General features: G+C 68.6%; 22 protein-coding genes. 12 read left to right on the plus strand and 10 right to left on the minus strand.

The window, feature by feature from the left end:
- Positions 1-138 precede the first annotated feature (138 nt).
- From JW792_RS00395 to JW792_RS00405, 3 genes are all read left to right on the plus strand, one after another.
- Positions 139-804, plus strand: a complete 666-nt coding sequence (locus JW792_RS00395; protein ID WP_135994617.1) for an ankyrin repeat domain-containing protein — start codon at positions 139-141, stop codon at positions 802-804.
- 429 nt (positions 805-1233) lie between these two features.
- Positions 1234-2775: a sodium/proline symporter gene (locus JW792_RS00400; protein ID WP_241095012.1), complete on the plus strand. Its 1542-nt coding sequence runs from the start codon at positions 1234-1236 to the stop codon at positions 2773-2775.
- A complete protein-coding gene (locus JW792_RS00405) occupies positions 2772-3302 on the plus strand; it encodes a GNAT family N-acetyltransferase (protein WP_135994616.1) in 531 nt (176 codons plus the stop codon). Before JW792_RS00400 ends, JW792_RS00405 begins: the two co-directional genes overlap by 4 nt.
- A 414-nt stretch (positions 3303-3716) precedes the next feature.
- Here the strand turns inward: JW792_RS00405 and JW792_RS00410 are convergent, their stop codons facing one another.
- Both JW792_RS00410 and JW792_RS00415 read right to left on the minus strand, forming a co-directional pair.
- A complete protein-coding gene (locus JW792_RS00410) occupies positions 3717-4235 on the minus strand; it encodes a DUF3299 domain-containing protein (RefSeq protein ID WP_135994615.1) in 519 nt (172 codons plus the stop codon).
- A 6-nt stretch (positions 4236-4241) separates the two neighbouring features.
- A complete protein-coding gene (locus JW792_RS00415; RefSeq protein ID WP_135994614.1) occupies positions 4242-5048 on the minus strand; it encodes a ZIP family metal transporter in 807 nt (268 codons plus the stop codon).
- 259 nt (positions 5049-5307) lie between these two features.
- On the opposite strand from JW792_RS00415, the gene JW792_RS00420 reads away from it, so the two are divergent.
- Both JW792_RS00420 and JW792_RS00425 read left to right on the plus strand, forming a co-directional pair.
- On the plus strand, positions 5308-6381 hold the full coding sequence (locus tag JW792_RS00420; RefSeq protein ID WP_158291518.1) for a glycosyltransferase: 1074 nt from the start codon (positions 5308-5310) through the stop codon (positions 6379-6381).
- A 4-nt stretch (positions 6382-6385) separates the two neighbouring features.
- Positions 6386-7204 (plus strand): phytanoyl-CoA dioxygenase family protein, encoded by an 819-nt coding sequence (locus JW792_RS00425; RefSeq protein ID WP_206340868.1) that lies wholly within the window; start codon positions 6386-6388, stop codon positions 7202-7204.
- Here the strand turns inward: JW792_RS00425 and bfr are convergent.
- Entirely contained in the window at positions 7201-7683 is a 483-nt protein-coding gene (gene bfr, locus JW792_RS00430; protein ID WP_135994611.1) for a bacterioferritin, read from the minus strand. The two genes, JW792_RS00425 and bfr, sit on opposite strands and share 4 nt — an antisense overlap.
- 161 nt (positions 7684-7844) lie before the next feature.
- Here bfr and JW792_RS00435 point away from each other — a divergent pair, with 161 nt between their 5' ends.
- Complete coding sequence (locus JW792_RS00435) at positions 7845-8222, plus strand: DUF4112 domain-containing protein (protein WP_135994610.1); 378 nt, start codon at positions 7845-7847, stop codon at positions 8220-8222.
- 4 nt (positions 8223-8226) lie between these two features.
- Here JW792_RS00435 and JW792_RS00440 read toward each other — a convergent pair whose 3' ends face one another.
- The 3 genes from JW792_RS00440 to JW792_RS00450 all read right to left on the minus strand — a co-directional run bounded on the left by JW792_RS00440 (position 8227) and on the right by JW792_RS00450 (position 9521).
- Positions 8227-8418: a (2Fe-2S)-binding protein gene (locus JW792_RS00440; RefSeq protein WP_135994609.1), complete on the minus strand. Its 192-nt coding sequence runs from the start codon at positions 8416-8418 to the stop codon at positions 8227-8229.
- A 114-nt stretch (positions 8419-8532) separates the two neighbouring features.
- Positions 8533-9021, minus strand: a complete 489-nt coding sequence (locus JW792_RS00445) for a DUF6789 family protein (RefSeq protein WP_135994608.1) — start codon at positions 9019-9021, stop codon at positions 8533-8535.
- Positions 9022-9071: 50 nt separating this feature from the next.
- A complete protein-coding gene (locus JW792_RS00450; protein ID WP_135994607.1) occupies positions 9072-9521 on the minus strand; it encodes a DUF6789 family protein in 450 nt (149 codons plus the stop codon).
- Positions 9522-9663: 142 nt separating this feature from the next.
- Here JW792_RS00450 and JW792_RS00455 point away from each other — a divergent pair, with 142 nt between their 5' ends.
- From JW792_RS00455 to JW792_RS00465, 3 genes are all read left to right on the plus strand, one after another.
- Positions 9664-10392: a M48 family metallopeptidase gene (locus tag JW792_RS00455; protein WP_158291517.1), complete on the plus strand. Its 729-nt coding sequence runs from the start codon at positions 9664-9666 to the stop codon at positions 10390-10392.
- Between the two features lie 148 nt (positions 10393-10540).
- On the plus strand, positions 10541-11713 hold the full coding sequence (locus JW792_RS00460; protein WP_135994605.1) for an LL-diaminopimelate aminotransferase: 1173 nt from the start codon (positions 10541-10543) through the stop codon (positions 11711-11713).
- Between the two features lie 119 nt (positions 11714-11832).
- The gene (locus JW792_RS00465; RefSeq protein WP_135994604.1) at positions 11833-13173 is read left to right on the plus strand and encodes a TadE/TadG family type IV pilus assembly protein; all 1341 of its coding nucleotides are present in this window, start codon (positions 11833-11835) and stop codon (positions 13171-13173) included.
- A gap of 57 nt (positions 13174-13230) precedes the next feature.
- Here the strand turns inward: JW792_RS00465 and JW792_RS00470 are convergent, their stop codons facing one another.
- Positions 13231-14988 carry a M28 family metallopeptidase gene (locus tag JW792_RS00470; RefSeq protein ID WP_135994603.1) on the minus strand — a complete coding sequence of 586 codons (1758 nt, stop codon included), beginning with the start codon at positions 14986-14988 and terminating at the stop codon, positions 13231-13233.
- Positions 14989-15141: 153 nt separating this feature from the next.
- Between JW792_RS00470 and JW792_RS00475 the strand changes: the two genes are divergently transcribed.
- On the plus strand, positions 15142-16083 hold the full coding sequence (locus JW792_RS00475) for a bile acid:sodium symporter family protein (protein ID WP_241095013.1): 942 nt from the start codon (positions 15142-15144) through the stop codon (positions 16081-16083).
- 95 nt (positions 16084-16178) lie between these two features.
- A complete protein-coding gene (locus tag JW792_RS00480) occupies positions 16179-17957 on the plus strand; it encodes an N-acyl-D-amino-acid deacylase family protein (RefSeq protein ID WP_135994602.1) in 1779 nt (592 codons plus the stop codon).
- A 134-nt stretch (positions 17958-18091) separates the two neighbouring features.
- Here JW792_RS00480 and JW792_RS00485 read toward each other — a convergent pair whose 3' ends face one another.
- Positions 18092-18847, minus strand: a complete 756-nt coding sequence (locus JW792_RS00485) for an SDR family NAD(P)-dependent oxidoreductase (protein ID WP_158291516.1) — start codon at positions 18845-18847, stop codon at positions 18092-18094.
- Between the two features lie 215 nt (positions 18848-19062).
- Between JW792_RS00485 and JW792_RS00490 the strand changes: the two genes are divergently transcribed.
- The gene (locus JW792_RS00490; RefSeq protein WP_135994600.1) at positions 19063-20898 is read left to right on the plus strand and encodes a M61 family metallopeptidase; all 1836 of its coding nucleotides are present in this window, start codon (positions 19063-19065) and stop codon (positions 20896-20898) included.
- A 6-nt stretch (positions 20899-20904) separates the two neighbouring features.
- Here the strand turns inward: JW792_RS00490 and ychF are convergent, their stop codons facing one another.
- Both ychF and pth read right to left on the minus strand, forming a co-directional pair.
- The gene (gene ychF / locus JW792_RS00495) at positions 20905-22002 is read right to left on the minus strand and encodes a redox-regulated ATPase YchF (RefSeq protein WP_135994599.1); all 1098 of its coding nucleotides are present in this window, start codon (positions 22000-22002) and stop codon (positions 20905-20907) included.
- Positions 22003-22110: 108 nt separating this feature from the next.
- Entirely contained in the window at positions 22111-22719 is a 609-nt protein-coding gene (pth, locus tag JW792_RS00500) for an aminoacyl-tRNA hydrolase (RefSeq protein WP_135994598.1), read from the minus strand.
- Positions 22720-22727 lie beyond the last annotated feature (8 nt).

Consider the following 22727-nt stretch of genomic DNA (forward strand, 5'->3'; position numbering starts at 1 on the left):
GCAGGGCCTCCCGGCGGCTGGCGCGGGTCCTGCGCCGGTCCGGCCTCTCCCGCCCCGCCGGCGTTGCGGGCTTTCACTTCCGGTCAGCCCCGCCTTGTGATAGTTAGTTAGACTAACGAAAATAAGGAAGGCGCGGTGATGACGCAACAGGCTTTTTTCGATGCGATCGCGGCGGATGAGCGCGGGCGGGTTTCGGATCTGCTCGCAGAAGCCCCGGGTCTGGCCGAAGCCCGCCACGAGAGCGGGGTCTCGGCCGTGCTCTTCGCGCTGTACCGGGGCCGGGGCGCGATCGCCGAGACGATTGCCGCGCGGGTCGGAGGGCTCGATGTGCACGAGCTCGCCGCGCTCGGACGCGCCGAGGTGCTGGGCCGCCATCTCGACGATACGCCCGGCGCGGTCTCGGCCTGGAGCGCGGACGGCTTCCAACCGCTGCACCTGGCCGCCTTCTACGCGCACGTCGGGGCTATGCGGGTGCTGATCGCGCGCGGAGCGGATGTCGACGCGAAGGCGCGCCACCCGGCCGGCATGGCGCCGATCCACTCGGCCGCCGCATCGCGCCGGGCCGAGGCGGTCGCGGTCCTGCTCGACGCCGGCGCGCAGCCCGACGCGGTGCAGGCGGGCGGCTTCACCGCGCTGATGAGCGCGAGCGCGCACGGGCTGGAGGACATGGTGGAGGCGCTGCTTCGGGCCGGGGCGGAGCCGGGGCGCGCCGCGGACGACGCCAGGACGGCCGCGAACCTTGCGCGGTCGGCCGGCTTCGAAGCCCTGGCCGCGCGGCTGGACGCCGTCTCCGGACGCGACTGAGCCCGTCCGGAAGGGGGGGAACGGACGGGCTCAGCGCGAGGGGGCGGGCTGCGCCGGGCGGCGCGTCTGTCCTGGGATCACGCGATCATCGAGGACAGGGAGGCCGCGACCCCGGCGAAGACGCTGGCGACGAGGACGATGTTGATCACCGCAGCCGCCGCGAACCCGCCATTGTTGTTGGACCTGACCATTGTCTTTCTCCTTGCTGTCTCAATTCGACCAACCGTGGCGCCTGTCCCGGACTTGTCGCTGGGCTCCGGCGCCGGCGAGCGAGGTGTTCGCCTCGTCTCGAAAATCTATCTAGCAGGGTGATTATCGTTTTTCAATAAGAAATGTTCGAAAAACGATATGAAATTTTGGAAAGGTTCGCCGCTCTTCCCCCAGCCTCCTGAAAGCTTTCCCTTTTCCGCTGCGGCGAACCCGGCTTGAATGGGTGAAATTCCCGTGCGCGGGAGCGGGGAAGGGGAGGCCGACATGCAGGCAGGCGATCCGGCGACCGGCGTGGTGATCGCCACGCTCGTCCTCTACAAGCTCGTGCTGATCGCCATCGGCGTCTGGGCGAGCCGGCTCAACAGGAACGAATCCGACTTCTTCCTCGGCGGGCGCGGGCTCGGCGCCTGGGTGGCGGGCCTGTCCTACGCCGCCTCGACGAGTTCGGCTTGGGTGCTTCTGGGGTTTTCCGGCTTCGTCTATGTCTACGGCGTCTCGGCGCTGTGGATGGTGCCGGGCATCTGGGCGGGCTATGTCGGGGTCTGGCTCTGGTTCGGCCCGCGCCTGCGCGCGGAGACCGCGGAGCGCAACTACGTCACCGTCACCGACTTCATGGCCGCCAGCGCCGGGCCTTCCACGAGGGCTCTCATCGCCATCCTCGCCGGCGGGCTCGTCCTGTTCACCTTCGTGTTCTACATCGCCGCCCAGTTCGGCGCGGCCGCGGTCGCCTTCGAGAGCCAGTTCGCCCTGCCGCATACCGAGAGCGTGCTGCTCGGCGCGGTGGTGATCCTCATCTACGGCCTGCTCGGCGGGTTCTGGGCGGTCTCGCTGACCGACACGCTGCAGGGCGCGATGATGGCGCTCATCGCGGTGCTGCTGCCCGCCGCCGGGCTCGTGGCGGCGGGCGGGCCGGTCCAGATGTGGGCGACCCTGTCCGAGACCATGCCGTCGGCCTATCTCGACATCACCGGGGAGCGCGGCTTCGTGCCCTTCCTCGCCTTCGCCTTCGGGGTGGCCGCGATCGGGCTCGGCACGTTCGGCCAGCCCCACCTGATGGCGCGCCTGATGGCGGTCAAGGACGAGAAGGCCCGGCGCACCGGCTTCACCATCGCGATGAGCTGGGCGGTGCTGGTCTATTTCGGCATGGCGCTCCTCGCCCTGTCGGGCCGCGCGCTGCTGGGCGAGATCTTCGATCCCGAGGCGCTGTTCTACGAGATGGCGAACCTTCTGCTGCCCGCCGTGCTCGCCGGCGTCGTCATCGCCGCGATCCTGTCGGCGGTCATGTCGACGGTGGATTCCCTGCTCATCGCCGCCTCGGCGGCCGCCGCGCACGACCTGAAGCTCATCCGCCTCTTCCCGCGCCGCGAGGTGATGATCAGCCGGGTGGTCATGGCCTCGATCTGCGTGTTCGCGGTCGCGCTCACCCTGTCGGTGGATGCGACGATCTTCGACCGGGTGCTGTTCTCCTGGTCTGCGCTCGGGGCCGCCTTCGGGCCGGTCATCGCCGCGCGCGTGATGAACGCCGCGCCGAAGGGCTGGGCGGTCCTCGCCGCGATCGTGCTGGGCTTCGCCACCACCGTCCTGTTCTACACCTACGGCCAGATCGGCGCGGAAGCGGCCGGCGGCGGGCTCTCCGGCATGCTCGCCCGCCTCGCCGCGATCCCCGGCGACCCGTTCGAGCGGGTGGTCCCGTGGATCCTGCCCCTGGTTCTCGTCTTCTCCTTCCGTCAACCCCGCCCCGTAGAGGATCGGCGTTCATGAACCTCGCCCCGCGTCTTGAAACCGAACGCCTGATCCTGCGCCTGCATCGCGCAGAGGATTTCGAGGCCAGCGCCGCCATGTGGGCCAATCCGGACGTGGTCCGCCATATCGGCGGCCAGCCCTCCCCGCGCGGGGAGGCCTGGATGCGCATGCTGCGCTATCCCGGGCTCTGGGCGCTCCTGGGCTACGGCTATCTGGCGATCGAGGACAAGGCGACCGGGCGCTTTGCCGGCGAGGCGGGCCTTGCCGACTTCAAGCGGGAGATGAGCCCCTCGATCGAGGCCATCCCCGAGGCTGGCTGGGCGCTGCATCCCGACTTCCACGGCCGGGGCCTGGCGACCGAGGCGGTCGGGGCCGTGCTCGGCTGGGCGGATGCAAACCTCGATGCGCGCGAGACCTGCTGCATCATCGATCCGGGCAACACCGCCTCGGTGCGCGTCGCGCAGAAGCTCGGCTTCACCGGACCGCAAATGGCCCGCTTCCGCGGCAGCGAGACCCTCCTGTTCCGGCGGGCGCGGCGCACCTGACACAAAAAAACCGGCCGGTGAGGATGGTCACCGGCCGGTCAGTTGGGCTGCGGTTATGGGCGGGACCCGCCCCGACGTCCGCGCTGGCGCCTGATCGCCCCCCTCAGTGCGAAAAGGTGTGCCGCGCTGGGACAATCGGGGCGAGCCCCGGACCGGTCGACGCAAGAGCCGTGCAATTGCGCCGGCCGATCATGAAGCCCGGCCCCGGACCGGCACTGGGGAGGAACGCGCCGGCCCGGAACCGGCAGTCGCGGGTGCATTCGACGGGAGGATCAAAGGCCGCGACCGGTTCGAGGCTCACACGCTCGCACCGCGTTGGGGCGGGATTATTTCCGAAACACGGCATTTGCGCCGCGAGTGCGGCGCGCGCGTGTCCGCCGCGTTCATCTGCGGTTCATGAAGAGAAATAGGGGCTTAGCCGCCGGGCCGGTAGGGGGTGAGCGCGATCAGCTCCAGCGTATAGGCCGCATCGCCGAGATCGTTGTCCTGGCGCTCGGCGCGCAGCACGCCCTCGACATGGACCGCGTCCCACAGGCCCTCGATGCGCACCGGCTCCTCGGTCTCGACATAGACGAGCTGGTTGGGCGGGGGCGGGGGCACGTGGATGCAGGCGCCCACATAGGGCACCAGCAGGAAGCGGGTGATCTCCCGGTTACCGGAGAAATCGAAGGGCAGGACATAGCCCGGCAGGCGCACCCGCCGGCCGTCGAGCTCCTCGACCGTGTTGAAGGTGCCCACCTGCGGCATCCGCTCGGTGCCGAAATGGTCGAAGCCGGTCTGGACGGCCTGCATCTGCTGCAGCCGCGCGATCCGCTCCGCTTCGCCCTCGGGCAGGAGATCGGACCAGGCAAGGTCGAGATAGGCCGGGCTCTGGTCCGGTTCGGCCCCGAGGAGCGCCAGTGCGGCGAAGGCGGAAAGCAGGGTCGTGATCATGACGCCTTACATGCTGCCGGAAGAGGTCCCGTTCAAGGGGCGCTCCGAGCCGACCGACTCGCCCTCGGTGTGCGGGACGGCGTGCTTCAGCTCGGCCTTGACCTGGGTGAGCGCGATCGCCGCGATCGCGCCGAGCACCACCATCGGCGTGCCCTTCATCCAGCCCGCCTCGCCGGCATGGGACAGCATGTGGGCGGCGCCCACATGCAGGATCAGCCCGGCGACCACCGCCATCACCCCGCCGAGCTGGGCGTCCGACAGCGCGGCCGCGAACGGCGCGGCGCCGGCGGCGAAGACCAGCGTCGTCAGCCCGGCCGCCGCGAAGGCACCGAAGAAGGCGGTCCGGTCGGACAGCCCGGCACGCTGCAGCAGGACGAAGCAGATCACCGCCTCGGGAAACTCGTGCAGCGACAGGCCGAGCACCGCTGAGAGCCCGGTGAAGAAATCGACCGCGAAGGTGACTGCGTAGACCAGGCCGTCGACGGTGGAATGCAGCGCGATGGCCACGACCGGGGCGAGCGCGAGCGCGAGCCCGGCGCGGCCATTGCCCGGCCAGGCCTCGATCCCGCGCTGCATCAGGAAGCCGAGCCCGAAGCCGGCCAGCACCAGGAGCGCGGCCTGGTCGGTCATCGCGAAGGCTTCCGGGATGAGGTGCAGGATCGACATCGCGATCAGCAGCCCGGCCGCGAAGGCGGCGAACAGCGGAGCCTGCGCGCGCGTGAAGCCGGCCGCGTAGCGCACCGCGACGAGCGCGCCGAGGCTGACGAGCGCGGCGATGAGGCCGAACAGGGTTGCGAAAAATACAGGATGCACGGAGGCAACGGCCTTTCGAAGGGTTCAGCCGATGGCGTTATATCGTAACACTGGAGGGCCGTGACCTAGCCGCACTTCATTCCGCGTGCAAGCGCAATCATTGTCAGCGTCAAGGTCGCGCGCACAGGTGACGCGCGGCGAGCCGGTCATCTCGAGCGCCGAAATGGCGTACTGCGCTGGAATCGGTATAATCTCGTACAACGACGCGTCAGCGCCGCGTGAGCGGTGCGCTCGCTGGGCTTCGGAAGGCGCAGGCGACGTGAATCGAAACAGCGCACGCCGTTTTGGCCGGTTACGCTTTGTCGGCGAAGGTCCTGGCAATTCGTCACTCGACTGGGCGTGCCGCGATGTCGCCGCGGCTCTCGAGCGCCTTCCGGGAGAAGCCGATCATGTATCGCCTGCGGCCCCGGCGGAGCCGCGGCTGTGCCGCATCGAGCGCGATCTTCTCGTATTCTTTCTCCTTCCTGAGCCTTCGGACGTCCTGGCGTCCGTCGACGCCGGGCTCCTGCGCGACAACCATGTGATCGCCTACGCCTGCGGGGACGCTGCGGACATGCGCCGCCAGCTCGAGCGGAGACTCGAATGGATCGACGAGATATGGGTCCCTTCGCGCTTCGCTCTGGATGCGCTCGGCGAGCTCGCGAAGCCGGCCCATGTCGTGCCTCTTCCGGTGCGCGGACCCGAAGGGACGCAATATCCACGCAGCCGGTTTCAGCTGATGGGACAGCGAACGGTATTCCTGGCGGTGCTGGATGCGGCCGCTTCGCTCCAGGGGCAGAATCCCGGTGCGGCAATCGAAGCCTTCCGCGCCGCCTTCCCGGACCGGCCCGATGTCGAGATGGTTATTCTTCTCCAGAACGCGGCGGCGGCACGCGGGCTGTTCCGGACCCTGTCCGATCTCGTCGGGGCCGATGCGCGTATCTGGTACTGGGACGTGCCGCTCTCCCACGCCGAGACGCTGGGCCTGATCTCGACCGCCGATGCGTTCGTCTCGCTGCATCGCGAGAACACCTTCGGCGTGGCAATCGCACAGGCCATGCGTGCCGGAACCACGGTGATCACCACTCAGCTCGGTGGCAGCGCCGAATACACCAACCCCTCGAACGCCCTGACGATCCCGCTACGTCCCGGCGCTTCAGGAGAGGCCGACCACGATGCCGCCGTGCGCGCCTTCCAGCGCGTGGCCGCGGATCGGAACGCGTTTCGCGACATGATCGCCACCGCCCGATCCCACGATTTCGCGGCGCTGTTCGAACGCGCTGTACTGGACCGTCTGGGCCGGATCGAAGCAGGTCGGGCGAATAGGGAGGAACGAGACAATGCTGTCAGCTGACAGGATGCGCCAGTTTGTTCGCGACGGATACACCACCGTCGAAATCGAGCTCGACGAGTTCCTGCTCGCTCAGGCAATGGCGCTGGTCTGGGAGTTCTGCCCGCCCTCGTTCAGGCCGGATGACCCGACGAGCTGGACCGGCATGGTCACCGACTCCTGCATTACCCGCTCCATGGCCGAGCGCCAGGGAAGGCTGAAATACCGCGAATGCGCGCGCGCTTTCCACTCGATCCGCGCGCTCACGGTCAACAACGAAGCTTTGCGCGAGACGGTCAAGTCTCTCATCTCTCCGCGGACCCCGGACGGCAAGCCGGCCCGCTTCATGCCGATCTTCCGCGGGCTCTACCCGATCTTCTCCCAACCGCGGGAGGTGTGCCGCGTGCGTGCGCATTGCGACACCCATTTCTTCCAGGTCGGTACGGTCATGTACCTCAACGAAACCGGGCCGGAAGACGGAGCCTTCGTGGTCTGGCCGGGCAGCCACCGCCTGATAGCCCCGCACGCCTACGGGCTGACGCACACGCATACACCGGAGGGGTTCGACGCGCTGTGCGCACGGATCGAGCGCGAGATCGAGCCGGTGTGCGTGACCGGCGGTCCCGGGACGGTGATCCTGTGGCATTCGCGCCTGCTGCACTCCGCCGGGGTCAACTGCACCGGCGGCGTACGCTACGGCCTGCTCAGCGACTTCAAGAACGGAATGGCCGATGCGCGCTGCCATTTGCGCAATGACCGTCCATTCGACGAGACCTGGTCGCCGGAGGTCATGGCGATCGAATCCGGCCATGACGGGTTGCAGCCTCTTGAAGGCATGGCCGGCTAGTCGTCGCCGCACGCCTTGATCTGGGACTGCAGGTAGCGCTCCTTGCCAACCTTCTCCATCAGGCCGAGCTCGGTTTCGAGGAAGTCGATATGGCCTTCCTCGTCCTTGAGGATGTGCTCCATCAGGTCGCGCGAGACATAGTCGCGCACCTCCTCGCAATAGGCGATGGCTTCGAGATAGATCGGGTGGGCGCGCCGCTCCGCCTCGAGATCGCATTCCAGGCACTCCACGAGGTCCTCCCCGATCAGCACCTTGCCGAGATCCTGCACGTTGGGCAGGCCTTCCAGGAACAGGATGCGCTCGATCAGCGCATCGGCGTGCTTCATCTCGTCGATGGATTCCTCGTACTCGATCTTGGCCAGGCGCGCGAAGCCCCAGTCCTTGAACATGCGGGCGTGCAGGAAGTACTGGTTGGTGGTGGTCAGCTCGAGCTTGAGGGCCTTGTTGAGGTGCTCGATGACGCCGGCATCGCCTTTCATGGGCTCACTCCATCCTGCAAGCGGGTTCGTGACAGGGTCCGGAGCATACGCCAAAGACCGTGAAGGCCAAGGCCGCAGATGGGAAAATATCAAGCCATGATTGAGATTGAGACGCGTCTTCGGGTGTGCGGGACCGGCGCGAAGCCGGCCCCCGGGAGGGCATGATGGCGCGTGCGGGGTCTTCGCGGCCCGGGACCGGCGAGGCGGTGCATCCGGCGCTCCGGCGGGCGCGCCGGTGGAGCTATCTGCTGGATGCGCGCTACGAGATCGCGGGCATACGCTTCGGACTCGACCCGGTGATCGGCCTCGTGCCGGTCGTGGGCGATCTCGTCACGATCGGGGGCGGGCTGATCATGCTGGCGAGCGCCCACCAGCTCGGCCTGTCGATCTGGGTGAAGGCGAAGATCGTCGGCTATACGCTGCTCGACTATCTCGCCGGCTCGATTCCGGTCCTGGGCGACATCTTCGACCTGTTCTACACCTCGCACCGCTACTGCCTGCAGGCGATAGAGCGGGCGCTGGAGCGGCAGGAGGGCTGAGGCGCTATTCGGCCGGGACGGCGCAGGGATCGCGCTGGGGCACGCCGGCGATCATGCGCGCGGCCTCCTCGAAGCAGCGTCCGCAACGCGGCTTGGCGCCGCAGGCCTTGAAAGCGCTCGGCACGTCCCGGGCGCCGGACTTGGCGGCGTCCTTGAACTGACGGCATTTCAGGGCGTTGCACAGGCACACATACATCGTTTGCAGTCTCGCGGGGCCGGGGGGCCGAAGGCTTCGAGGCGAGTCGGTGTTCAAGCAACTCGTTCTCAAGAGCATGTGCCCTTACTGCGAACGATTGTCAATAGCGCGGTGTCAGCGGGCTGCCGTGTCCGGCGCGCGTCTGCGCTCGAGAAACCGCAAGAGGTCGTAGGCGCCGCCGAGCACGCTGCCATAGGCGAGATGCATGACCAGCATCACCGCCGGCGTGGTCTGGCCGGTCCCCAGCCCCGCGAAGCCTGCGCCCAGCAGGGGGAAGATCACGAACACGGTCGCCACCCAGATGAGCACGCCCACGAAAATGCCCTTGATCGCCGGATCGCCCGCGAAGCGGGGCGCGACGAAGCCGAAGACGAGCCCCCATGCGAGGGTTCCGGTGAGGATGTGGGCGGTCCAGGCCACGGCGCGGGTCTCGGGCAAACCGAACCCGCCGGCGAGTTCGGCGAACACGGCGATCAGGTCGGCGCCGGGAATGGCGAGCGAGCGCTTCAGGACGATCAGGATGGAGACGGCGAGCGTGGCCGCCGTGCCGGCGGCAATGCCCTTGAGGTAGGGCGCTATCGCGGTTGCGCGCGAACGGGGCATGGGGTCCTCCGGACGGAACGGAACACGGGCTGTACGGCGCCGGCCGGCCCTCAGGCCGGCGGGGCCTGGCGGGTCTCCAGCGTCTGGTACATCCAGCCCAGCACCGCGCCGAAGATGACGTGGAGTACCAGCGTCGCGATCGCCGCGGCCGGCCCGATATTCGCGCCGAACAGGCCCGCGCCGGCGATCGGGAAGACGAGGATCATCATGGCGAGCCAGGCGAGCATGGAGAACTCGACGCCCTGGACCACGCGTGCGCCCGGCAGCTTCGTGCCGATCCACACGAACAGCAGGCCCCAGGCCACCGCCCCGATCAGGAAGTGCAGGATCCATCCCACGATGGGGGTTCCCGGCAGCCCGGCCCGGGCGGCGATCCCCGCCAGCATCTCGATGGCGTCGACGTCCGGCAGCATGCCCGCCGCCGACTTGATGAGCATCAGGGTGGACAGGACGATGGTCGCCACCAGCCCGGCGATGATGCCTTTCACTTCATTGGCCATGTCTTGTGCCTCTCCGCTCTGACGGGCACGGTGCGAGACCGCAGGCAGGGGGTAGAACCGGTGAAGGGCGCATGCGTTCCGGACCGGCGCGCGATGCGAACGCCCCTGCCGGGGCGGGCCGGCGCCCGGTATGATGGCGGCCATGACGACTCGCACCATCCAGCTCTCCGGACGCAGCATCGCCTACACGCTCAAGCGCTCCGCGCGCCGGCGCACGATCGGCTTCCGCGTCGGGCCGCAGGGCCTCAGCGTGAGCGTGCCGCGCTGGGCGGGCCGCGCCGAGACCGAGGCGGCGCTGCGCGAGAAGTCGGGCTGGATCCTGGAAAAGCTCGACAAGTGGGCCGCGCGGCCGTCCCCGCAGCCGCTGCTCGGGGTGTCCGGGGAGAGGATAGGCTATCTCGGGCGCGAACTCGTCCTCGACGTCATTGCCCATGACCGCGCGCGCAGCCTCGTCGCGATCGAGGATGAAATCCTCGTCGTGCGCATCGACGGGGCGCTCGCCGGCGATCTGGCTTCGGCCACCGTGCGCCGCGCGCTCGACCGCTGGCGCCGCGCGCAGGCGCTGGCCCTGATGGCCCCGAAGCTGGAGCGCTATGCCCAGGCTCTCGGCCTGAAACCGCCCGCGGTCAGCGTGCGGGTCAATTCCGGGCGCTGGGGCAGCTGTTCGGCCGACGGCTCGATTCGCATGAACGCACGGCTCGTCGCCTATCCCGAACCCCTCGTCGACTATGTCTGCGCCCACGAGGCGTGCCATCTGCTCGAGATGAATCACGGGCCCCGCTTCTACGCCCTGCTCGACGGGCTGATGCCCGATCATCGCGCGCGCTCGAAGGCGCTGAAGGCGGCTGTGGCGCCGGGGGCGGTGTTCTAGGCGAGGGCCTGAATCCCCTCACGAGACTAAGGGCGGAGCCGGGATTTCGGCGGAATCGGGAGCCGGCCTCCACCGCGCCATCCGTCCGCCCCATTGACGCCATCGCGCATCGCTCCGATAGGCTTGTCGTCCGATGCCGGAGCAAGCCATGACCGAGACCGCCTTCTACCGCGAGCGCCGCCTGCCGCCCTACGTCTTCGCGGAGGTGAACCGGATGAAGCTCGCCCTTCGCAAGCAGGGCCGGGACGTCATCGATTTCGGCATGGGCAATCCCGACCTGGCGCCGGCCGCGCACGTCATCGACAAGCTGAAGGAGGTCGCCGGCGATCCGCGCGCGCACCGCTATTCGGCGAGCCAGGGCATCCCGGCGCTCAGGAAGGCGCTCGCGCGCTATTATGAGCGCCGCTTCGAGGTCGGCCTCGATCCCGACCGGGAGGTGTGCGTCACCCTGGGGTCCAAGGAGGGCCTGGCCAACCTCGCCCAGGCGGTGACCGCGCCGGGCGACGTCATCCTGGTGCCCGATCCCTCCTATCCGATCCACATGTTCGGCTTCATCATCGCCGGCGCGGCGGTGCGCCCGGTCCCCTTCGAGAGCCCGGAGGCCTTCCTGCGCGAGGCCGCCCACGCCTGCCGGCGCTCGATCCCCGCGCCCTCGGCCCTGGTCCTGAACTTTCCCTCCAACCCCACCGCGCGGGTCGTCGATCCCGGCTTCTACGAGGAGGCCGTGAAGCTCGCCAAGGCCAACGATCTCGTGCTCATTTCCGATCTCGCCTACGCGGAGATCTACTTCGACGGCACCCCGCCGCCCTCCATCCTGCAGGTGAAGGGCGCGAAGGACGTGGCGGTGGAGTTCACCTCCATGTCGAAGACCTATTCCATGGCCGGCTGGCGAATCGGCTTCGCGGCCGGCTCGGCGCGCCTGGTCGATGCGCTCAAGCGCGTGAAGTCCTATCTCGACTACGGCGCCTTCACCCCCGTCCAGGTCGCCGCCATCGCCGCGCTCGACGGCCCGCAGGACCCTGTCGCGAAGGCGCGGGCGATCTACAAGGCGCGCCGCGACGTCATGGTGGAGACCTTCGCCCGAGCCGGGTTCGAGGTGCCGAGCCCGCCCGCGACCATGTTCGCCTGGGCCCCGATTCCCGAACGCTTCCGCGATCTCGGCTCGGTGGAGTTCGCCAAGCTGATGCTGGAGAAGACCGGGGTGGCCGTCGCGCCGGGCCTCGGCTTCGGCGAACGCGGCGACACCCATGTGCGCCTGGCGCTGGTGGAAAACGAGCAGCGCATCCGCCAGGCCGCGCGCGCGCTGAAGGCGTTGTTCTGAGGCGGCGCGGGCCTTAACGCCCTGTTCATGGTTAATCCATTGTAAATTAAGGCAATTTTTAGTCGGGCTGGTACAGGATGTGCATCGTGTGGGACAGGCTCTCACAAGGTGATGACACCATGGCCAGCACGAAGTCTTTCCAGATCAGGCACTTGGATCGCACCCCGCGGTCCGGCCTCGGTGGCGTGCGTGCCGCGGCGGGACGGTTCGGCGCGTTCCTTTCCGAGACCGCCGCCAACGTTGCGGTCAGTTTCGCCCTGATGCTCGCCCCGCTCACCGCCGCGGTCGGCGGTGCGCTCGACTATACCCGCGCGGTCATGATCGGCACCGAGATCCAGGCGGCGCTCGATTCCGGCGTGCTCGCCGCCGCCTCGCTGACCCAGGACCGCGATCCCGAGACCGTGGTGCGCGCCTACGTGCAGGCCGCGCTCGCCGATCACGGCGAGATCGTCGACAGCCTCGACATCACCGTGCGCTCGCAGACATCGTTGAACTCGCGCACGGTGAGCGCGGATGCGAGCGTGTCGCTGAAGACCATCATGCTCGGCGTCGTGGGCATCGGCGACCTGACGGTGTTCCGCACCTCCGAGGCGCTCGAGGAGGTACGCGATGTCGAGATCTCGCTCGTGCTCGACGTCTCCGGCTCGATGAGCGGGTCCAAGATCGCGGCCCTGCGCGATGCGGCCAGCGAGTTCCTCGACGTGGTGCTCGACACCGACCGGACCGACCGCACCAGCGTCTCCGTCATCCCCTACAATGGCGGCGTGCGCCTTCCCGGCGCGGTCAATCGCGGCCTGTTCCGCGGGCTCAACGCCTCGGGCTGTCCCGATCACGGCACCGACTATCCGGTCGTGATTCCGCACGCCGATCTCGACACGCTCTCGCCGCTGGAATGGAACGGCAATCCGCAGCTGGGACACAATCACTCCTCCCACTGTCCGGAGATGCACATGGAATCGAGCTTCCTGCAGAACGACAAGGCGGAGCTCCAGGCGCTGGTCTCCGGACTCGACGCCAGCGGCAATACCGGGCTCGACGTCGCCACCGCCTGGGGCGCGCGCGCGCTCGACCCGAGCTGGCGCGCCGCACTGCCCGGCGAGTTCGCCGACCGTCCTGCGGCCTATGACGATCCGGACACGATCAAGGTGCTGGTGGTGATGACGGACGGTGCGGCCACGGCCCAGTCGCGCACCGAGCGCCGGCGCGGGCGCTGGCGCCGCTACGAGCTCTACCCGGCCAGCACCGCGCGCGACAACATGCTGGAGGCGTGCAGCTACGCGAAGGACCACGGCGTGGTGGTCTACACCATCGCCTTCCAGCTCTCCGGCCAGACCAACCGCGACCTGATGCGCAACTGCGCAAGCCGGGCCCAGACCTATTACGAGGTGGAGAGCATGGACATCTCCGCCGCCTTCGCCGCGATCGCCGCCGACATCAACCAGCTGCGGATCTCCAAATAGAAAAAGGCCGCGCCGGTCGACCCGGCGCGGCCTGCTTCTTCGTTACGGCTGCGAGGCTCAGTCCTGCGTGTCCGCGTCCATCATCTCGTCGCGAAGGCCGCGGAATTCATTGCCCTCGTACCAGTTCGGCCAGAGATCGCTGTCGGCGACCCGGCGCGAGACCTCGTACATCAGGCGCGCGTCCTCCACGAAGCCGGAGAGATCCCAGCTCGGATCCCACTCGTCGCTCGGCTTGTGATAGGCGTCGGTGCGGTAGGCCGCCTCGATCTGGGCGACGAATTCGCGCCCTTGCGTCCGGCTGATCGAGCCGCCGTCGGCATAGAGCATCGGAACGCCCTTGCGCGCGAGGCTCACATGGTCGGAGCGATAGAAATAGCCCGCCTCCGGGTTCGGGTCGGGGGAGAGGTAGCGGCCCACTTCGCTCGCTTCCTCCGCCAGCAGGTCTTCGAGCTCGCTCGCGCCGAAGCCGATGACCACCACGTCCTCGGTCGGGCCCACGGGCAGCATGCCGTCGAAATTGAAGCCGCCGACCGTCTTGTCCAGCGGGACCAGCGGGTTCTCCGCATAATAGGCCGAGCCCAGCAGGCCCTGCTCCTCGGCGGTGACGGCGACGAAGATCACCGAGCGGTCGGGCGTGTCCCCGGCCGTGGCGTAGCGCTGGGCGATCTCCAGCATGGCCGAGGTGCCGGTCGCATTGTCGACCGCGCCGTTGTAGATCTGGTCCTCGCCCGCGAAGTTCAGCCGCTCGCCGATATGGTCCCAGTGGGCCATGAAAAGGACGTGCTCGTCCGGGCGCACGTCGCCCGCGACGCGGCCGGCGACGTTGCGCGAGATGTTGGTCTCGAAGCTCTGGTGGAGCTCCGCCGAGAGCGTCGCGCCTTCGAGCGCCACGGGCTCGAAGCCCGGGCTCGCCGCCGCGATGGCCAGCGCGTCGAAATCGAGCCCGACCGCCTCGAACAGGTCCTGCGCGACCTCGAGCTGGATCCAGCCCTGCACGTCGACGAAGTCGTAGCCCTCGGGCGGAACGAGCGAGGATTGCGGGCCGGTCCAGGAGCTGAACACGACTTCCCACGGATAGGAGGCCGGCTCGGTCTGGTGCACGATGATCGCGCCCTCCGCGCCCTGGCGCGCGGCTTCCTCGTACTTGTAGGTCCACCGCCCGTAATAGGTCATGGACTGGCCGGTGAAGAGCCCGCTTTCCGGATCGGCGAAGCCGGGATCGTTGACGAGGATGACGACGGTCTTGCCCTCGACGTCGAGGCCTTCGTAGTCGTTCCAGCCGTATTCCGGCGCGACGATGCCGTAGCCGACGAAGACCAGCTCGGAGTCCTCCAGCGTCACCGTCTCCTCGGCGTTCTGCGACCAGTAGACCGCGTCCGCGCCCAGCTCGAGGCCCATCGGCTCGCCGTCGACGGCGATGTCGTAGCGGGAGGCTTCCTCGTCGAGCGTGATCTGCAGGAGCGGCACGTCCTGGAACCAGGTGCCGTTCTCCCCGGCCGGTTCCAGACCCATCATCGCCATTTCCTCGGCGATCCAGTCGGCCGCGGGCTCGCCCTTCTCGGTGCCCGGGCCGCGTCCGCCGAAGCGGTCGTCGGCGAGCGTGGCGATGCGGTAGGCGAAATCGGCCTCGGTGATCGCCGCATCGGTCGGTTCGTGCACCGGCCAATCGGCCCCGTCCATGCCGACGGATTCGTCGACGGCGGCGGTCTCCTGTGCCGCGTCGGCGGCGTCCTCGGCGTCCGGCGCGGGCTCGCCGCAGGCGGCGAGCGCGAAGCCCGCCGCGGCGGCACCCAGAAGCAGGTTCAGGCGTTGCATGGGTCGTCTCCCCTTGTGGTCATGTGCGCGTAAACATGCACTGCCAGCGCGCGAGCGCAAGGCTGGCGCGCGCCTCGACACCGGCCGGGCCTCGACAGAGGCGGGCCCGCCGGTTCACAGTGAACACGGTTCACGCCGGACAGGGGATGGCCCGTGCAGATCGACATGACCGAGCTCGACACCTGGCAGATCTCGCTCGATCCGCGCTTCGAGCTCATCATGCCGGTCGGGCTCGTCGTCATGATGTTCGCGGTCGCGCTGGCCTTGAAGATCGAGGACTTCGCCTTCCTCAGGCGCTATCCGGCGCGGTTCGCCGGAGCGGCGTCGTCCCAGATCGTGGGCCTGCCGCTCCTGACCCTGATCCTCGTCTGGATCATCCAGCCCATCCCCTCGATCGCCTTCGGCATGATCGTGGTGGCCTGTTGTCCGGGCGGCAATGTCTCGAACTTCATCACCCATCTCGCGCGCGGCAACACCGCGCTGTCGGTCTCGCTGACCGCGACCTCGAGCCTCGCCGCCGCGCTGGTGACGCCGATCTCGATCCTGTTCTGGTCGAGCCTCTATCCGCCCGCGGCCGGGATCGTCGAGGCGGTCGAGGTGGAGGCCGGACCCTTCATCCTCTCGATGGGCGCGCTGCTCGCCCTGCCGATCGCGGCGGGCATGGCCGTGCGCCACTATCATCCCGCCATCGCGGTGCGCATCCGCCCGGTCTTCATGATCGCGGCGCTGACCATCATTGTCGCGCTGGTCGCGAGCGGGGTGGCGCGCAATCCGCAGATGTTCATGGCCACCGGCCTCGTCGTGCTCGCCATCGCGGCGCTGCACAATGCGCTCGCCTTCGGGCTCGGCTGGGTGACCGGCAGGGCGCTCGGCTTCGACGCGAAGGGCCGGCGCACCATGACCTTCGAGGTCGGCATCCAGAATGCGGGCCTCGGGCTGATGATCGTCATCGCCGTGTTCGGCGGCACCGGGGGTGCGGTCGCCATGACCGGCACGTGGTCGATCTGGCACCTGATCAGCGGCCTCCTGCTCGCCGCCGGCTTCCGCGCGCTCGACGGCTGGCAGGCGAGGGGGCAGGTGAAGGCGGCGGAGTAGAGGGCGGCGCCTGGTGCTCCGGCGGCAGGCCGGGCGCGACGATTATGGCCCTCTTCCCCGGACGGGGGAGAGGGAGAAAGACGGGAGACAGCGTCATGTACGATCTCAAGATCACCGGCGGCACGATATACGACGGCACGGGCGGCGCGCCCTTCACCGGCGACATCGCGGTCAGGAACGGCCGCATCGTCGCGGTCGGGCAGGCCCCCGGGGACGCGCGCGAGACGATCGACGCGGCGGGGATGATCGTCACCCCCGGCTTTATCGACGTGCACACCCATTATGACGGCCAGGCGACCTGGGACGACCGGCTGGAGCCCTCCATCCGCCACGGCGTGACCACCGCGGTGATGGGCAATTGCGGCGTCGGCTTCGCGCCGGTCCGGCCCTCCGACCACGAGCGCCTGGTCAAGCTCATGGAGGGGGTGGAGGACATTCCCGGCACCGCGCTCGCCGAGGGGCTCACGTGGGAGTGGGAGAGCTTTCCCGAATACATGGACGCGCTGGAGACCACCCCGCGCACCATGGATATCGCTGCCCTGATCCCGCACGACCCGGTGCGCGTCTACGTCATGGACGAGCGCGCGAGCTTCGACGCGCAGGCCACCGAGGAAGAGATCGCGAGGATGCGCGATCTCGTGCGCGAGGGGCTGGAGGCCGGCGCCATCGGCTTTTCCACCGGGCGTTCGGACCTTCACCGCACCGCGGACGGGGAATGGACCCCGGCGAGCGAGGCCACCGCCAAGGAACTCGCCGGCATCGCCAGCGCCTTCGAGGGGCTGGACCACGGCGTCCTTCAGGCGGTCTCCGACTTCGATCTCGAACGCGAGGGCGACCGCTTTCCCGGCGAGTGGGCGGTGATCGAGGCCTATGTGAAGGCCGGCGGCGGGCGGCCCTTCTCCATGTCGCTGATGCAGCGCGACTTCGCGCCCGACCAGTGGAAGAAGATCCTGGCCGGCATCGAGGACCTGAACCGCCAGGGCTATGACGCCCGTGTCCAGGTCGCCCCGCGCGCCATCGGCGTGTTTCTGGGCCTGCAATGCACCTTCCACCCCTTCATGGGCTATCCCGCCTACAAGGAAATCGCCCACCTCCCGCTGGACGAGCGCGTGGCGATCATGAAGACCCCGGAATTCAAGGCGAAGCTCCTCGCCCAGAAGTCCGACAAGCTGTCCGGGCCCGGCTCCTCGGTCCCGCCCATCGCCGATCTGCTGATCGAGCACATGGAATTCGCGGCGGAAAAGCTCTTCACGCTCTCCGGCCAGCCCGATTACGAGCAGCCGCCCGAGCAGAGCATCGCCGCGAAGGCGCGCGCCCGCGGCGTCAGCGTGTGGGAGCAGCTCTACGACACCGTCATCGCCCGCCAGGGTCGCGAACTCATCTACCTGCCCATCTACAATTACACCGAGCTCAGCTACGAGAACGTGCTGACCATGATGAAGCACCCCCAGGCGATCATGGGCCTGTCGGACGGAGGCGCCCATGTCGGCACGGTCTGCGATGCGAGCTTCCCGACCTATCTGCTGAGTTACTGGACCCGCGACCGCACGCGCGGCGCGCAGATCGCTCTGCCCCGCGCCGTGCAGATGCTCACCGCCGATCTCGCCGACTATCTGGGGCTGGACGATCGCGGCCGCATCGCGCCGGGCCTGAAGGCCGACCTCAACGTCATCGACTACGGCGCGCTGGCCCTGGAAGCCCCCCACCTCGTCAAAGACCTCCCCGCCGGCGGCCAGCGCCTCTTGCAGGGCGCGAAGGGTTATGTCGCCACGATCGTCAGCGGGCAGGTCGTGGTGCGGGACGACGTGGTGACGGACGCACGCCCCGGCCGGCTGGTAAGGGCAGGGCGGCAGATGGCGCTGGCGGCGGAGTAGGGGCCCGCCTGGAAGGGCGGATCGCGGCCAGCCACGTGCACGCTTCGAGGCTCCGCGCTTTGCGCGGAACACCTCGGCATCAGGAAGCTGTGCCGGATGGGCGGAGGCACAGCGCCGCGTGCCTCCCCGACCCCCTACCTCACATAGCTCGCGCCATTCACGTCGAAGGTCGCTCCGGTCGCGGACCGGCATGCGCCGGTGAGCAGGAACGCCGTCAGGCGGCCGATCTCGCGGGGCTCGGCGATCTCGCCGAGCGGGATTTCCGCCTCGGCCCGGGCGCGGGCGGCCTCGTCCTGCGGGCCCATCTCGGTGTCGATCCAGCCCGGGGCAATGGCGTAGGCGAGAAGGCCCTGGCCCGACCAGGCCCGCGCGAAGGTCTTCACCGTGGCCACGAGCCCGGCCTTGGCCGCGGCATAGGCGGCGTGTTCCGGATCGTCGCCGCGCTGGGCGGCGCGGCTCGCGATGGCGACGATGGCACCGGGGGTATCGGTGCCGACATGGTCGTTGGCGGCCTCGCGCATCAGGTCGACGGCCGAGTGCAGGTCGACCTCCATCACCCGGCCCCAGGCCTCGCGCCAGGCGCCATAGTCCTCGAAGGCCGGGCTGGCATCGAAAATGCCGTGATTGACCACGAGCCCGTCGAGCCGCCCGCCGGCGAGGCGTTTCGCTTCAGCCCAGGCGTCCGGTGCGGCGCCCGGCACGGCGAAGTCGGCCTGGACGATGCCGGCGCAGTGCGGGCCGAGTTCGCTCGCCAGGGCTTCGGCCGCCTCGCGCGAGGCCGAGCAATGCAGCACCACGCGGCCTCCGAGCGCGCGGATCTCGCGCGCGATCGCCGCGCCGGTGCCGCGCGAGGAGCCGGTGACGAAAAAGATCTGGCCATCGAGGGTCATGGGGCGCTCCCGGCGCTGGGGTGAGCCGCGCCACTGAGGGACACGGGGGCAGAGCGCGCAGAAGGACCCCATCCGCGCGCCGCGTTCAAGGCCGGCCTGCACCGCTCTCGCGGGGTGCGGGGCGCCGACTCCCGTCCCATCCCGGCGCGACCGGACCTTGAGGTCCTGGCGCGGGCGGTGTTCTATCGTGCGCCACCCTTGGCACCGGAGATCTCATGACCGTACGCTTGTTTGCCATCGCCCTTGCGCTCGCCCCGGCTGCCGCGCTCGCGCAGGAGGACGCCGCCGCGCCGGTGATCTACGAGGTCTCGTTCGACAACGCCGTCCACAATGAGGCGCGCGTCAGTATCGCGTTTTCCGAGCTGGATGCCGGTCCGCTGACCGTGCGCATGTCGCGGTCCTCGCCCGGTCGCTACGCAATCCACGAGTTCGCCAGGAATGTCTACGATGTCGGCGCGACGGGCCCGGACGGCGAGGCGCTGAGGGTCGTGCGCGAGGACCCCTATTCCTGGATCATCCCGGCGCACGAGGGCGAGGTTCGTTTCGCCTACACGCTCTATGCCGACCGTGCGGACGGAACCTATTCCCAGGTGGATACCAGCCACGCCCATCTGAACATGCCCGCGACGTTTGCCTGGGCTCCGGGTCTGGAGGGGCGGCCGATCGAGGTCCGCTTCGAGCCGCTCGATCCGAACTGGCGCATCGCCACGCAGCTGGAACCGACCGAGGATCCGCACGTCTTCCGCGCCCCGAATCTCGCCTATTTCATGGACAGCCCGACCGAGATCAGCGATTTCGATCTTCGCGAATGGACGATCGGAGAGGGCGAGGACGCCCAAACGATCCGGCTGGCGGTCCATCATGATGGCACGTCGGCCGACATGGACGAGTACGCCCGGCGCGCCGAGCAGGTCGTTGCCGAGCAGGTCGCCCTGTTCGGGGAGGCGCCGGAGTTCGATTTCGGCACCTACACCTTCATCGCCGACTATCTGGCCCATGTGGACGGCGACGGAATGGAGCACCGCAACTCCACCATCCTTTCAAGCAGCCAGGGCCTGTACGAGGCCGCTTTCGCCCAGCTCGGCACGCTCAGCCACGAGTTCCTGCATGCCTGGAATGTCGAGCGGCTGCGTCCCGCAGAGCTCGAGCCCTTCGACTTCACGCAGGCCAATCCCTCGCCCGCGCTGTGGTTCGCGGAAGGGTTCACGTCCTACTACGACGGCCTGACCATTCACCGTGCCGGGATCGACGATCTCGACGCGTTTGCCGATGACCTGACGGGCCTCGTCAACTATGTCGCGAACGCCCCGGGGCGGCGGTTCTACGGACCGCAGGCGATGAGCCTGCGCGCCCCATTCGTCGACGCCGCCACCGCGATCGATCCGGACAATCACTCCAACATCTTCGTGTCCTACTATCCCTATGGCGCGGTCATCGGTCTCGGGCTCGATCTCACCCTGCGCCGCGATTTCGGCGTGACGCTCGACGACTACATGCGTCGGCTCTGGCAGACGCACGGGCGCACCGAGACGCCCTACACCCAGGCCGATCTCGAAGCGGCCCTGGCCGATGTCAGCGGCGATGCGGGCTTCGCCGCGGAATTCTTCGACCGTCATATCGAGGACGGCGAGCTGCCAGACCTTGCTTCCCTGCTCGCCGAGGCCGGGCTGGTTCTGCAGCCCGCCCACCCGGGGGCGGCCTGGCTCGGCACGGCGCGCTTCGATCAGCGCGGGGACGCGATGATCCTGTCGGCCAATACCCTGATCGGTCAGCCGCTCTACGATGCGGGGCTCGATCGCGGCGACGAGATCGTGCGGGTCGGTCGCTTCGAGATCGACAGTCCGCAGGACTGGTCGCAGGCCCTCGCGCGCCATGCGCCGGGCGACACCGTCGAGATCGTCTTCGTCCGGCTGGGCGAGACGCTGGCCGGCGAGATCGCGTTCGAAGAGGATCCCGCCCTGGAGGTCGTCACGCTGGAAAGCCGGGACGAGCGGCCCTCGCGCGCCCAGCGCCGCTTCCGCGATGCGTGGCTGGCAAGCCGGGCGGAGTAGGGGGCGTCAGACGTTGAACTTGAACAGCATCACGTCGCCGTCCTTGACGATGTAGTCCTTGCCTTCCTGGCGCAGCTTGCCGGCCTCGCGCGCGCCGGCCTCCCCGCCATGGGCGACGTAATCGTCATAGGCGATGGTCTCGGCGCGGATGAAGCCCTTCTCGAAATCGCCGTGGATGACGCCGGCCGCCCTCGGTGCGGTCCACCCCGTGCGGATCGTCCAGGCGCGCGCCTCCTTCGGGCCGGCGGTGAAGTAGGTCGACAGGCCCAGCAGCTGGTAGCCGGCATGGATCAGGCGGTTGAGGCCGGGCTCCTCGAGACCCAGGCTCTCGAGATATTCGGCGCGCTCGGATTCCTCGAGCAGGGCGAGCTCGGCCTCGATCTTGGCGCTGATCACCACCGCGATCGCGCCTTCCTGCTTCGCGCGCTCCTCCACCTGGCGGGAATAGGCATTGCCCGTGGCCGCGCTGTCCTCGTCGACATTGGCGACGAACAGGACGGGCTTCGAGGTCAGAAGCTGCAGCATGCGCCATTCGCGGCGCTGGTCCTCGGGCACCTGCGCGTTGCGCGCGGGCCTGCCTTCCTGCAGCTGTTCCAGGGCGAGATCGATCAGCCCGAGCTGGGCCTTCGCCTCCTTGTCGCCGGTCTTGGCCTTCTTCTCGACATTGGCTCGGCGCTTTTCCAGGCTCTCCATGTCGGCGAGCATCAGCTCGGTCTCCACGGTCTCGAAATCGGCGAGCGGGTCGACCTTGCCGGCCACGTGGGTGACGTCCTCGTCGTCGAAGCAGCGCAGCACGTACACCACCGCGTCGACCTCGCGGATATTGGCCAGGAACTGGTTGCCCAGGCCCTCGCCCTGGCTCGCGCCCTTAACGAGGCCCGCGATGTCCACGAAGCTCATGCGCGCCGGGATGACGTTCGCCGAGCCCGCGATCTCGGCGAGCTTCTGAAGGCGCGGCTCGGGCACCGCGACCTCGCCGACATTGGGCTCGATCGTGCAGAAGGGATAATTCGCCGCCTGCGCCGCCGCGGTCTGGGTGAGCGCGTTGAAGAGGGTCGATTTACCGACGTTCGGCAGGCCGACAATGCCGCATTTGAAGCCCATGGGGGAGGTCCTTGGAGATGTCTGATCCGGCCGGGCGGCCGTGCTGTGTCCGTGTTCGATCGAGGCCGCCCGTATATGGGCAAAGCGCCCTGCGCGCCAAGGGGGCGGTCAGTCCTTGCCGTTCTCCCCGCCCGGCGCCGGGGCGAGGTGGGTGACCTTCGTCTGGAACGCGTCTTCCTGGCCCTCGGCCAGCAGCGGCACGGCGCGAGCGATGGCGTCGAGCAGGTTCGCGAACCAGTCCTCGATCTCCGCCTTGGAGAAGTCGGAGAGGACATGGCCGGTGACCTTGTCCTTGTGGCCGGGATGGCCGATGCCGATGCGCCCGCGGCGCACCTCGGGGCCGACATGGGCCAGGATCGAGCGCATGCCGTTGTTTCCCCCGTGCCCGCCGCCGGTCTTGAGGCGGAACTTGCCCGGCGCGAGATCGATCTCGTCGTGGAACACGACGATGTCGGCCGGGGCGATTTTGTAGAACTCCGCCGCCGCGCGCACCGACAGGCCGGACTCGTTGTAATAGGTCTGCGGGCGCAGCAGCAGGACCTTCTTCGGGCCCGATCCGGTCTGGATCACGCCCTCGCTGACGAGGCCGGAGAACTTCTCGCGCCACGGGCCGAAGCCGTGATCCTGGGCGATCGCCTCGACCGCCATGAAGCCGGCATTGTGCCGGTTGCCGGCATATTTCCCGCCCGGATTGCCGAGCCCGACGATGAGCTTCATCTCTTGCG

This window comes from Marinicauda algicola, assembly GCF_017161425.1.
In the GTDB taxonomy this organism is placed as follows: domain Bacteria; phylum Pseudomonadota; class Alphaproteobacteria; order Caulobacterales; family Maricaulaceae; genus Marinicauda; species Marinicauda algicola.